Origin of the sequence: Providencia sp. SP181 (assembly GCF_050446505.1) — a bacterium.
Classification (GTDB): Bacteria; Pseudomonadota; Gammaproteobacteria; order Enterobacterales; family Enterobacteriaceae; genus Providencia; species Providencia vermicola.
Genome location: NZ_JBBPXM010000002.1, coordinates 230,379 through 241,898, shown reverse-complemented (window position 1 = coordinate 241,898; position 11,520 = coordinate 230,379). Strand labels below are relative to the sequence as shown.

General features: G+C 37.6%; 13 protein-coding genes. 9 read left to right on the top strand and 4 right to left on the bottom strand.

Annotation, left to right across the window (positions count from 1 at the left end):
- Nucleotides 1-112: 112 nt before the first annotated feature.
- Nucleotides 113-976, bottom strand: coding sequence for a DNA-binding transcriptional regulator YeiE (gene yieE, locus AABS66_RS04430; RefSeq protein ID WP_272539616.1), 864 nt, complete (start codon nt 974-976; stop codon nt 113-115).
- Between the two features lie 191 nt (nt 977-1,167).
- Here yieE and AABS66_RS04425 point away from each other — a divergent pair, with 191 nt between their 5' ends.
- The 4 genes from AABS66_RS04425 to AABS66_RS04410 all read left to right on the top strand — a co-directional run bounded on the left by AABS66_RS04425 (nt 1,168) and on the right by AABS66_RS04410 (nt 3,899).
- On the top strand, nt 1,168-2,247 hold the full coding sequence (locus AABS66_RS04425; RefSeq protein WP_206082277.1) for a YeiH family protein: 1,080 nt from the start codon (nt 1,168-1,170) through the stop codon (nt 2,245-2,247).
- A 97-nt stretch (nt 2,248-2,344) separates the two neighbouring features.
- Nucleotides 2,345-3,190 (top strand): deoxyribonuclease IV, encoded by an 846-nt coding sequence (gene nfo, locus AABS66_RS04420; RefSeq protein WP_206082278.1) that lies wholly within the window; start codon nt 2,345-2,347, stop codon nt 3,188-3,190.
- 116 nt (nt 3,191-3,306) lie between these two features.
- The gene (locus tag AABS66_RS04415; protein WP_206083005.1) at nt 3,307-3,585 is read left to right on the top strand and encodes a type II toxin-antitoxin system RelE/ParE family toxin; all 279 of its coding nucleotides are present in this window, start codon (nt 3,307-3,309) and stop codon (nt 3,583-3,585) included.
- Nucleotides 3,585-3,899 carry a HigA family addiction module antitoxin gene (locus AABS66_RS04410; RefSeq protein ID WP_430224607.1) on the top strand — a complete coding sequence of 105 codons (315 nt, stop codon included), beginning with the start codon at nt 3,585-3,587 and terminating at the stop codon, nt 3,897-3,899. The genes AABS66_RS04415 and AABS66_RS04410 overlap by 1 nt, the downstream gene beginning before the upstream one ends.
- 50 nt (nt 3,900-3,949) lie before the next feature.
- Here the strand turns inward: AABS66_RS04410 and fruK are convergent, their stop codons facing one another.
- On the bottom strand, nt 3,950-4,885 hold the full coding sequence (fruK, locus tag AABS66_RS04405) for a 1-phosphofructokinase (RefSeq protein WP_206083006.1): 936 nt from the start codon (nt 4,883-4,885) through the stop codon (nt 3,950-3,952).
- A 165-nt stretch (nt 4,886-5,050) separates the two neighbouring features.
- On the opposite strand from fruK, the gene AABS66_RS04400 reads away from it, so the two are divergent.
- The 3 genes from AABS66_RS04400 (at nt 5,051) to yeiP (ending at nt 7,614) form a co-directional block, all read left to right on the top strand.
- Complete coding sequence (locus tag AABS66_RS04400; RefSeq protein WP_206082280.1) at nt 5,051-5,488, top strand: nucleotide triphosphate diphosphatase NUDT15; 438 nt, start codon at nt 5,051-5,053, stop codon at nt 5,486-5,488.
- 151 nt (nt 5,489-5,639) lie between these two features.
- Nucleotides 5,640-6,884 carry a tryptophan permease gene (gene mtr / locus AABS66_RS04395; protein ID WP_206082281.1) on the top strand — a complete coding sequence of 415 codons (1,245 nt, stop codon included), beginning with the start codon at nt 5,640-5,642 and terminating at the stop codon, nt 6,882-6,884.
- 157 nt (nt 6,885-7,041) lie between these two features.
- Complete coding sequence (gene yeiP, locus AABS66_RS04390; RefSeq protein ID WP_206082282.1) at nt 7,042-7,614, top strand: elongation factor P-like protein YeiP; 573 nt, start codon at nt 7,042-7,044, stop codon at nt 7,612-7,614.
- 121 nt (nt 7,615-7,735) lie between these two features.
- On the opposite strand, the gene AABS66_RS04385 is transcribed toward yeiP, so the two are convergent.
- Nucleotides 7,736-8,080, bottom strand: a complete 345-nt coding sequence (locus tag AABS66_RS04385) for a hypothetical protein (RefSeq protein WP_206082283.1) — start codon at nt 8,078-8,080, stop codon at nt 7,736-7,738.
- Nucleotides 8,081-8,409: 329 nt separating this feature from the next.
- Here AABS66_RS04385 and AABS66_RS04380 point away from each other — a divergent pair, with 329 nt between their 5' ends.
- Nucleotides 8,410-9,009, top strand: coding sequence for a YrbL family protein (locus AABS66_RS04380; protein WP_206082284.1), 600 nt, complete (start codon nt 8,410-8,412; stop codon nt 9,007-9,009).
- A gap of 737 nt (nt 9,010-9,746) precedes the next feature.
- A complete protein-coding gene (mepS, locus tag AABS66_RS04375) occupies nt 9,747-10,331 on the top strand; it encodes a bifunctional murein DD-endopeptidase/murein LD-carboxypeptidase (protein ID WP_206082285.1) in 585 nt (194 codons plus the stop codon).
- A gap of 209 nt (nt 10,332-10,540) precedes the next feature.
- Here the strand turns inward: mepS and AABS66_RS04370 are convergent, their stop codons facing one another.
- The gene (locus tag AABS66_RS04370) at nt 10,541-10,882 is read right to left on the bottom strand and encodes a hypothetical protein (protein WP_206082286.1); all 342 of its coding nucleotides are present in this window, start codon (nt 10,880-10,882) and stop codon (nt 10,541-10,543) included.
- Nucleotides 10,883-11,520 lie beyond the last annotated feature (638 nt).

Here is an 11,520-nt window from a genome sequence, read left to right as displayed (position 1 = left end):
TTGGCTTGCTGCTAGGCGGCATATGAAACTACCCAAGGAGCATACATCAGTATGTGACTTGGATAGTCGATTGCAGCCAACAACGCGGCAAGTTAAAAGATAACGAGGATTTTTAATTACAGTAGGCTAGAAGATTAGTAATCGCACTCGAAAGATGCTTTTGACGGTGATAAATCAAATACAACGTTCTTTCTAATTGAAGTTCGTCTACCTCAAGCTCAACTAGAGTACCATTTTCTAGTTGCTCGGCTATCACCCTTCTTGATAAACAGCTAATGCCCATCCCAAAACGCACTGCATGTTTAATTGCTTCTGAATTGCCCAGTTCCATTAAGATATGGAAACCTGGTAGATGTGCAAATAGCAGTTGGTCAAGCACGTCTCGCGTTCCTGAACCGCGCTCACGTAAAATCCATGGTGCGTCTTTAAGTTCTTTTAATGACACCTTTTTGTTTGCTAATGGGTTTTGTGGTGAAGCAAAAACAACCAGCTCATCTTTCAACCAAGGTTTCGAAATCAATTCAGGGCTATGACAAACCCCTTCGATAAGTCCCACATCCACCCGAAATTCCATCACCGCTTTAATAACTTCTTCAGTATTACTAATAAAAAGCTCTAGAGGGATATCAGGATGGTCATGGCGGTAACCCGCTAAGATCTCTGGCAACATGTAATTACCAATTGTGGTACTCGCCGCCAGACGCACTGCGCCCATCTCTTTTTTGAATAATTGCTCAACTTCTGCCCCTTGCTCTAATAAAGCTAATGCTTTGGGATAAAGAAGTCTTCCATGCTCGTTTGTAACAAGTCGTTTACCCACACGGTCAAAAAGCTGAACGCCAAGTTGACCTTCTAAATCCGTTAGCGACGCGCTGACCGCTGATTGGGACAGCGCTAATAATTGAGATGCCTGCGTCGTGGAGCCACTTTTCAATACTTCTGTAAAAACCTCAAGTTGCCTAAGTGTTATTCGCATAAAGGTCGCCCCAACGTGTTTTTAGTCGTTGTAATAATATTGTTAATATTAATGATTTATTAGCAATATTCCAGAAGAAACTTATAATCACTTTTTTTGATAGATTATATATAAACAATCAATTTAAATTATTATATTTTTTATTATATGCTTATTACCAAATCATATAAGCAGCAATAAAGAGCATTATCATGGATAAAAGCGACATTCACACCCTAAATCAAAATAGCTTTCACCCTGTTTTGAAATTATTACCAGGGCTCTTGTTAGCAGGTATTTTAACGGCTATCGCCATCTACCTTGGTGAACAATCATGGTTTATGGATATAGGTCTAGGTGCGTTAACACTCGCCATTTTATTGGGGATTGTTGTAGGTAACACCTTTTACCCAACAGCAAGTAAATCTTGTGATACTGGTGTCAAATTCGCCAAACACTATTTTTTACGTGCAGGGATCATCCTTTATGGCTTCCGTTTAACATTCCAACAAATTACTGATGTCGGTGCCACTGGCGTTATTATTGATGCATTGACCCTAACATCAACCTTCTTATTAGCCTACTGGCTAGGAAAGAAAGTTTTTGGTTTAGATGATGAAACAACCATTTTGATCGGCGCAGGCAGTAGTATTTGCGGTGCAGCTGCGGTTATGGCAACAGAGCCTGTTGTGAAAGCGTCAGCTAGCAAAGTCGCTGTTGCGGTTTCTACTGTCGTCATTTTCGGCACAATTTGTATCTTTGTTTACCCTTGGATTTACCAATTAAATGCGCACTTTGGCTGGTTCCCAGCGACCCAAGAAACATTCGGCATTTATATTGGCTCAACAGTGCATGAAGTCGCGCAAGTGGTTGCCGCTGGTCATACTATTGGAACTGATGCAGAAAATGCGTCAGTTATCGCAAAAATGATTAGAGTTATGATGCTTGCACCATTCTTAATTATTTTATCTGCATTTTTAAGCCGTAAAGCGGCGGCCAAAAGTGGCAATTCAACAGAAAAAAGCAAAATTACTATTCCTTGGTTCGCCGTGTTCTTTATCTTAGTGGCAGGGTTTAACTCATTACATTTACTACCACAAGCATTAGTCCAACAAATCATTGCGTTAGATACGATTTTACTTGCTATGGCCATGGTGGCATTAGGTTTAACCACCCATGTAAGCGCAATTCGACAAGCAGGTATTAAACCATTATTAATGGCACTGATTTTATTTGCTTGGTTAATCATTGGTGGTTTATTAATTAATCTGCTGATACAAAATATCTTTTAATATGTACCTCCGACTTTAGCCGCTTTATTAAGCGGCTTTTTTGTTGATTTCATTTGTGCGCATATTAATGGCATACTTCCATAAAAAGGAGTCAAAAATGAAATATGTTGGAGCACACGTCAGCGCCTCTGGCGGCGTTGATCAAGCCGTTATTCGCGCCCATGAGATTAATGCAACGGCATTCGCATTATTCACTAAAAACCAACGTCAATGGAAAGCGGCACCATTGAGTGAAGAGGTTATCCAAAAGTTTAAAGCAAACTGTGCAAAATACGGCTATGGTAAACACCAAATTCTGCCCCACGACAGTTATTTAATTAATCTCGGCCATCCTGAATTTGAAGCTTTAGAAAAATCACGGGTTGCCTTTATTGATGAAATGCAGCGTTGTGAACAACTTGGCATTGATTTATTGAATTTCCATCCGGGCAGCCATTTAAAACAAATTGAGGTGGATGATTGCTTAGCACGTATTGCTGAGTCAATTAATATTGCGTTAGCCGAAACCGAAGGTGTCACCGCTGTCATTGAAAATACCGCAGGACAAGGGACTAACTTAGGCTTTGATTTTACACACCTCGCAAAAATTATCGAAGGCGTAAAGGATAAAAGCCGTGTGGGTGTGTGTATTGATACCTGCCATGCCTTTGCCGCAGGTTATGATTTACGCACGATTGAAGATTGCGATAAAACATTTACGCAGTTTTCAGAGATTGTTGGGTTTGAATTTTTAAAAGGCATGCATCTGAACGATGCTAAAAGCGAATTTGCCAGCCGCGTTGACCGCCACCACAGCTTAGGTGAAGGTAATATTGGTTTTGTGCCATTCACGTATATTATGCAAGACAGCCGTTTTGATGGGATCCCGCTGATTTTAGAAACGATCAACCCAGACATCTGGCCACAAGAAATTGCATGGTTGAAATCGCAGCAAAATAGCTAACATTGATAGAGTCCTATTAAAATTTAGGGCTCATTTCTATTTGCTTAGCTCACCTTTATGTTGCACAGCTTGTAACACCCTAATAAGGTGTTACAAGTCACGTAACGGAAGGTGATATGATTAAATCATTTAAACACAAAGGACTAAAGCAACCATTTGAAAAATGGACACTTTCAGGTATTTCCCCTAAAGATTCTTTACGTATAAATGATAGGCTCCAGGCTATTGATTCCGCAAACTTTATTGATGATTTAAATATTTTCACATTTAACCTTCATCAATTAAAAGGCGACCGAGTCAATATTTGGTCAATTACTGTTCGTACAAATTGGCGTATTACATTTGAGTTCATTAATGGCGATACTTACATTTTAAGTCTAAAGGACTGCCACTAATGAAACAGGTTATTGTTACCCATCCCGGTATTATGGTTGCAAACATCTTAGATGACTTAGGCGCTAGAGTTCAGCAATTTGCCAGAAATACTGGTGTCACATTCGCGGCTGTTTCCCGCTTTCTTTCAGGAAAAACTGCATTAACCCCTGCTCTCGCGATCCATATTTCAGCGGCTTTAGGCAGTAACCCCGAGTTTTGGCTACGGCTACAAACTCATTGCGATTTACGCTTACTCGAAGATAAAATCGATATCTCAGGGGTTGTTTTATTCGAAAATCTGCCGCAACCACAACAATCAACGTCTAAACACTAACAAAAAACCCCACGTGAATAACGCAGGGTTTCTTTTCAAATATTCAAGAATTACAACGACTTCATTTCAATCTTAGCCATCATGTCAGCTAACTTACTGCGGTTCTTTAAACCGACATCCGCTTGTGAAACTGATAACGCTGAAATTGCAGTTGCCATCCGCAATGTGTGCTCGCTTGATTCACCATTGAGCAGCCCATAAGCAAGGCCAGCAACCATCGAATCGCCTGCCCCTACTGTGCTGATGACCTCACAATGAGGCGGCTTAGCTAACCAAGAGCCCGAAGCATTAACCCATAATGCTCCTTCTTCTCCCAATGATATTACAACGTGAGAAATGCCTTTATCTCTTAGTTCATGAGCCGCAGCAATCACATCTTTTAAATCAGGCAGTTTGCGGCCCACCCAACTTTCTAATTCATGGCGATTAGGTTTTACCAACCAAGGAGAAGACTTTAAGCCCGCTTTTAATGCCTCACGGCTACTGTCGAAAATGATGCATGGACACAATTGGCGCAAGCGAGTCATCCAACGGGTAAATTCCTCAGGGTCAATCCCATTGGGTAGGCTTCCACTCACCACGACCATATCAAAATGACCTAACCAATTTAGTGATTCAGTTGAAAAACGGTTCCAGTCTTCTTTACTCACATCAAAGCCAGAAAAATTAAAATCAGTTGATTTCCCATCATTTTCAGTGAGCTTTACATTGATACGCGTGCGTCCAGGCACCATACTAAAACGGTTTGCCATACCATTTTCACTGAAAAAATGTTGAAATTCTTCTTGATTATCTTTTCCCATAAAACCACTAACAGTAATATCAATGCCCAGATCACGCAGCACTTTCGCCACGTTAACGCCTTTCCCTCCGGCATTCAGGCTAGCGGTTTTGACTAAGTTAACTTCACCCACTTCAATAGACGAGCACAACCCTACAAGGTCGTAAGCAGGATTTAATGTAATTGTAGCAACCCGGCGAGTCATAACCACTAATCTCCCTTATCATGATTATCATGTCATTAGATGTATGTCATAGTTATAACACTAAAACGTGTTGTTTTCAGTGCTATTTATACTTTTTCCTGCTTGTTTTTCTCAGACCCCATGGCAAAATTCTCACGCTAAAAATGAAAATAAATGGGAGAAAATATGTCTCAGTCAATTAACGTCGTCGTTGGCGTCGGTGTCATTATCACCAATAAACAAGGGCAGATTTTACTAGGTAAACGTAGCAGCAAACATGCACCCTATTGGTCTATTTTTGGTGGTCATGTCGATCCAGGTGAAACATTCGAAGCCTGTGCTATTCGGGAAATAAAAGAAGAGATTGGCATTGATATCACCACACCTTCTGTATTTGGTATCAGCAATAACTTACAAACCTATCAGCAGGAAGGTAAACATACCGTTTCCATTTGCATGCATGTTGAATATAACGGAGATAAACAACCGCAAATCATGGAAATCGATAAATGTGAAAGTCTTATGTGGGTTTCTCCTAATTCCCTGCCTGAACCGCATTTTGAGGCAAGTCGTAACGCAATCAATCTTTGGCTAAATCAGCGCTTTTACAACCAATCTATTTAACACCCCATAAAACATACAAATTAGATTAATTTGTATGTTTATTCACCATCCCTTTCAAATTGTTCAGTTTATTTTATTTTCGTTGTTTACAAGACTTCGCCACTACCGTATCATTTAGCTAGTACAGTGAAACAATTTATTAGGAGCCACCATGGCCGTTAATGGGACAACACAACCAAAAAGCCCTTCTATATTAGGAGGCGCAATGATCATTGCAGGTACCGCTGTTGGTGCAGGCATGTTTTCAATTCCAATGGTGACTTCTGGCGTATGGTTTTCAGGCTCAGTTATCCTGCTAATTTATACTTTTATTTGTATGTTACTTTCTGGGCTAATGATTTTAGAAGCGAATATGAATTATCCAGCGGGTGCTAGTTTTCACACCATAGTAAAAGATTTACTCGGCACTGGTTGGAACACCATTAACAGCTTATCAGTGACTTTCGTCCTGTATATTCTAACTTACGCTTATATTTCTGCAGGCAGTTCAATTATTACCGCAAACTTAGCAGAACATATTCAGATTCCACAAGCTGGAGCGGGGTTAGTTTTTGCATTCATTGTTGCATTCTTTGTTTGGTTATCTACCCGTGCAGTGGATAGGTTAAGTACCATTTTAATTGGTGGGATGGTTATTACCTTTATCATGTCAATTGGTGGGATGATCTCAACGGCTTCGCCCGCAATTTTATTTAACCAAGTAGAGCAAAACGAAACACAATATCTACCTTATGCCTTAGCTGCGCTGCCTTATTTGTTAACATCATTTGGTTACCATGGTAACGTGCCTGGGCTGGTGAAATATTATAATAAAGACAGTCGTAGTGTAGTGAAAAGCTTAACTTACGGTGCCATCATTACTGTTGTTATTTACATCTTATGGCAGTATGCGATTCAAGGAAACATTCCACGCTCTTCATTCATTGAAATCAGAGAAAATGGTAACAATATCGATGCACTACTGGCTCAGATGAATATTTCTACACAAAGCAGCTTTATTTCCCAATTTTTGAATCTGTTTTCCTATATGGCTTTAGCAAGTTCTTTCTTAGGTGTGTCATTAGGTTTATTTGATTTTATTGCTGACTTTTTTAAATTCTCTGATGATAAGCAAGGCCGACTGAAATCTATTTTAGTCACCTTTATGCCACCAACCGTTTTAGCACTGATTTTTCCTAATGGCTTTATTTATGCTATTGGCTTTGCTGGATTAGCTGCAACAATTTGGGCTGTGATTGTCCCTGCATTAATGGCAAAAGCAAGTCGTAGACGTTACCCAAATAATAGCTATAAAGCACCTGGAGGCATGTTTATTATCGGTTTTGTTATTTTATTTGGTTTAATCAACGCCGTTGCGCACATCATGTCCTTAGCTGGTCTACTCCCTATTTACTAATTTGCCATTCTTAATATAGCCCTGCGGGGCTATATTATTTCCCATCAGTTATTTTTCAAAAAATTTTCACTGAAAATTGACCTCAACATCTTGCCTAATCCCGTTTGTGCGAGTAATTTTGTCGCACTCTTTTTGACAATACCAAAGAAGGTTATTTATGGCCAAGGCCAACGAAATCAAACGTGGTTTAGCAATCAACTACAATGGCAAGTTACTACTCGTTAAAGATATTGATATTCAAGCACCTAGCGCTCGTGGTGCCAGTACTTTATACAAAATGCGCTTTACGGATATCAAAACGGGCCAGAAAGTTGAAGAACGCTTTAAAGGCGATGATATTTTAGAAACGATTTCGTTAACTCGCCGTGGTGTCAGCTTTTCTTATATTGATGGTGATGAATATGTTTTCATGGATAACGAAGACTACACACCATATATTTTCAAAAAAGCAGATATTGAAGATGAACTGCTGTTTATCCCTGAAGAAGGGTTACCAGGCATGCAAGTTCTAACAATGGATGGGCAAGTTTTAGCCTTAGAATTACCGCAAACTGTTGATATGGTTATTGCTGAAACAACACCAGGTATCAAGGGTGCTTCCGCTAGTGCACGTACAAAACCCGCTTTGATGCCGACGGGGTTAACCGTTCAGGTTCCTGAATATCTCACCAGTGGTGAAAAAATTCGTATTCATATCCCTGAACGCCGCTATATGGGACGTTGTGATTAATCTTATATCGATAAAATAATATTAATATGTGTATGCCTATGGACAACATGCTCATAGGCATACATTTTTATTTAACATCATACTCTCCTAGCCTACTACTTCCTCATTTCATTTATTGTCATTAATCATACTTAACAGTGTAAATACCCATCGTTTTTTCTTTATTAATCCAGTTAAACTGCTGTGAGCCCTTCAAATTTGGTAATAGTTGTTCTGTCATTTTTAACTTGGAAACATCAACAGACTGTGTTTTTTCTTTTCCTGAGTCACTCCAACACTTTGTTTCGACAAAATTTTGATTTGTACTAATGATACATGGAGCAGCAACAATCGAGCCTGTAAAACGAATAACCGCAGTATTAGAACGTTGTTGACCACTGTTGTGTGAAGCGAATGTTGAGATACTGGTCATTAATGTAGTCGCTGCTAAAAATGTGAATATTGTTTTTTTTACTAAGCCATTCATAAGAATTTTCCTCTTAAAATTAAGTTATCGTCATTTTTAGTAATTTATTTACTCTTAAATGAATAATTCAGTTCAACTGAATGAGGACGACATCTTATTCCTAATGAATAGCTAGAGATTTCACTTATGGTCGTAGTTTTTTATTTTTAATATTGGATGATATTCAATATATAATTATTAGACTAGATCACACTTTTAATGACCACACGTATTGCAACACATATAAAATTAAGTCTATTAAAATAAGACGAAAATATAGCAATCTTCGTCGAAATTAGTGTTTTTCCTATTTATTTGTATTCGATGTATCAAAAATAGTGTTATTAGATATGAATGAAAAACTCAACTACAAAATTAATTTATCACCGACTAACTTAATTGCTTCTGGACGTCAACGAGCCTGTTACCAGCACCCAGATTATGATGAGCTTTGTATTAAGATTCACCTAAAAGGCCGCGATGATAAAGAAACACTCAGAGAAGTGCGGTACTATAAGCGCCTTTATAGAAAGGAATACCAAGCGACAACAGTGTCCCACTATTTTGGCACACAAGAAACCAATCTTGGGCTAGGTTACGTGTTTCAATTAATTAAGGATAAAACAGGGAATGTATCGCATACTTTAGATTATTATCTAAAAAATAAAAATGCCTACTTGAAGCATCAAAAAAATATGAAAATTGCTTATGCTCAATTTAAAAAATCTATTTATAAAGAAGCAATCGCCACCATGGCGCTAAAAACCTATAATATCGTTTATCAATTAGGCTATAAACCACATGGGCAATTTTTAATTATCGATAACCTTGGGTCGTCTAATTTAATTCCGCTCGATTATTTTTCATCCACAATTGCACGTTCAACGTTAGACCGCCGCTTTGCGGACTTTGAAAAACGACTATACAAAGAGTTCCATGTCAAATTATAAATATCCATTTTTAATTATCTTTTTTATTTAATTTTTATTCGATAATTTTATCCCTCTACGCAATAAAGGAGTGATTATATATTATTCCTTTATTGTTTAAGGCCCCCTCAATAAATACTGATAAATACACAGTAGTTATTGCATATCTTAATTAAACTCGCCTATTTAACCACCAAGAGAAGAATTGACCGTCAAAATTTAGCTTTCTACACGTGCTAAAATTTGAGCTCACCTTGCATAAATTTAAACTTCTTTACATTTGAAGTGCAAAAAAAGCTTATTACGTAAATAAACTGAAACAGAGTAATAATAAATGTGAGAAAGATCATATTTCATTATCAATAATCGGCGCAATTATACGCAAAAATACGCTACATATGACAGCAATCACATAACTCAATGGCACATATGCACTTTTATCTAATGTTTTGTAAATTATCCCCCTATTAACTCGCCATTTCGGTTTTGTTTATGTATGCTCTTAAAGGTTTGGTATTCGGGCTGTTACGGTACTAACTTCAAGCAATAACTGAATTAGTAAATATTGAGCTTTCATCTATACTCAATAAGGTCACAAGAAACCTCTGATCCAGTAAAGATTTAGATGGCGTGATAAACACTTTCTGCGAAAAGCACACTCTTATTTATCAATGCGTTTTTCACAGGGAAAAGTTTAGTTTTGTTGTGTCTCTTTACACAATAATGCGATAAAGAAATGGTAAGGGATATATATAAGAATGTTAACCTCTGAAAAACTTAAGCGCTATGCTTGGCGCATTGTTCCGGCAGTTGCTATTGCCGTAACACTCACAGCATGTACCAACCCGAAGTCGACAAAAAATACACAATATACTGCTAAATCAGATGTTCGCATGTTAAACGGTGCTGCAGGCGACTCTTTAACAATGGCATCCCAAGACGAATTTGAAGAATTAGTGCAAAGTGTTGACACTAAATCTAAAATCATGAATCAATATGCAAGTTGGAAAGGTGTTGCTTATCGCCTAGGCGGAACCACTAAAAGCGGCATTGATTGTTCAAGCTTTGTTCAACGCACCTTCTTTGAACAATTCGGCGTAGAATTACCTCGTACAACGTCAGAACAAGAGTCTTCAGGCAAAAGCGTAAAGCGTAATAATTTAAAAGTGGGTGACATTGTTCTGTTTAAAACAGGTCGTACAATGAAACACGTTGGCATTTACATTGGTGATGAAAAATTTGTTCATGCATCAACCAGCAGTGGTGTCATTGTTTCTGAAATGTCTAATAGTTATTGGAGTAAAAGGTATTATGCAAGTCGTCGTATTATCAACGGCTCCTAATTTTCAGTAAAACACTCCCCCTTACCTATAAAAAAAGCTTCCAAAATTGGAAGCTTTTTTTATATTTGCTATCAAGTAAAAATGAAAACTGCCATTATTGCGTAGAATAATCTTTTTAACGCCAGTATAAATACTAGCCCTTATTAGCCACCACAAAATGAGTCAGATACAATATCTCCCCCCATTAAAAACATTACAGCTCAAGCTAACTAAGCACAATAAAACCCTGAAGATAGCTCCGCAATTGCAACACCCGTTGCTTTTAAACGGCACATTGCAGCTAATTCATCATTCGCATGAATGAACAGACAAACCTCTTTCTGCCATTCTAGGATAGCACTTGAAATCTGCATATCGGATAACGATTCAGACAGTTTCTGCATCGCAATACAATCTGTTGCACAGTCATGACTAAGTAATTTTAGCCCCACAAGATTATCGCTATCAACATCATTCATAGGCACAACTTCTACGTCTGTTCCTATTTTGCCTGATAACCAGCGGTAGCTTTGCGGTAGCCTGTGCACCACCGAAAGACCTAATTTTTCCACAAAAATATCCTATTAAAACAATTGGTATTTTGCCTAATTACAGGAAATAGCCCTGCAAACAAACTTAACATTGAGTAATGACCCTATATCCTGTGTGTTCTTTGAAGTCAATTTTTGACTTCAAAATATTACTCGTTCAAACCGAAGCTTTAACACAACAAAAAGTAACAACAATGTTAAATATTAGAACCTAAATATAACATTAAAATTATGATGTGTCGTTAAATTTTTGTGACGCAAATCATTGCACGTCTATTTTTCTGCTAAAAATATTAAAAATTAAATTAATTTTGACATCAACCTTCAACATGATAGGTAAATCATTTAACTATTTTTTACATTTACCAAATAAAAATAGCAACAACCATTCAAATTTTTGATGAATAGTTATTTTTCAATTAGCTCAGTCAATCCCATTTTGGGTGTCATTAAAAACATAAATTTAACAAAAAGCACACTAATGATAATTGATTTAGATCATTTTTCATCACGTAATTTAATACCGATGATAAACTAATCGAAATTACCGAACAGTAACACTGAAAAAACTCAATATAATGTGAATGATAAGAGATTACTTAAGGGAAAATAAGAATATTCGGGGAAATAAAAGGTGAGAACAAATTATCAGTTTCATC

What these genes read in the sequence shown, in the direction of transcription:
- yeiP (WP_206082282.1), top strand. Translation starts at nt 7,042, where the DNA reads ATGGCCAAGGCCAACGAAATCAAACGTGGTTTAGCAATCAACTACAAT.
- AABS66_RS04385 (WP_206082283.1), bottom strand. Translation starts at nt 8,080, where the DNA reads ATGAATGGCTTAGTAAAAAAAACAATATTCACATTTTTAGCAGCGACT.
- yieE (WP_272539616.1), bottom strand. Translation starts at nt 976, where the DNA reads ATGCGAATAACACTTAGGCAACTTGAGGTTTTTACAGAAGTATTGAAA.
- nfo (WP_206082278.1), top strand. Translation starts at nt 2,345, where the DNA reads ATGAAATATGTTGGAGCACACGTCAGCGCCTCTGGCGGCGTTGATCAA.
- fruK (WP_206083006.1), bottom strand. Translation starts at nt 4,885, where the DNA reads ATGACTCGCCGGGTTGCTACAATTACATTAAATCCTGCTTACGACCTT.
- AABS66_RS04410 (WP_430224607.1), top strand. Translation starts at nt 3,585, where the DNA reads ATGAAACAGGTTATTGTTACCCATCCCGGTATTATGGTTGCAAACATC.
- AABS66_RS04415 (WP_206083005.1), top strand. Translation starts at nt 3,307, where the DNA reads ATGATTAAATCATTTAAACACAAAGGACTAAAGCAACCATTTGAAAAA.
- mtr (WP_206082281.1), top strand. Translation starts at nt 5,640, where the DNA reads ATGGCCGTTAATGGGACAACACAACCAAAAAGCCCTTCTATATTAGGA.
- AABS66_RS04380 (WP_206082284.1), top strand. Translation starts at nt 8,410, where the DNA reads ATGAATGAAAAACTCAACTACAAAATTAATTTATCACCGACTAACTTA.
- AABS66_RS04400 (WP_206082280.1), top strand. Translation starts at nt 5,051, where the DNA reads ATGTCTCAGTCAATTAACGTCGTCGTTGGCGTCGGTGTCATTATCACC.
- AABS66_RS04425 (WP_206082277.1), top strand. Translation starts at nt 1,168, where the DNA reads ATGGATAAAAGCGACATTCACACCCTAAATCAAAATAGCTTTCACCCT.
- mepS (WP_206082285.1), top strand. Translation starts at nt 9,747, where the DNA reads ATGTTAACCTCTGAAAAACTTAAGCGCTATGCTTGGCGCATTGTTCCG.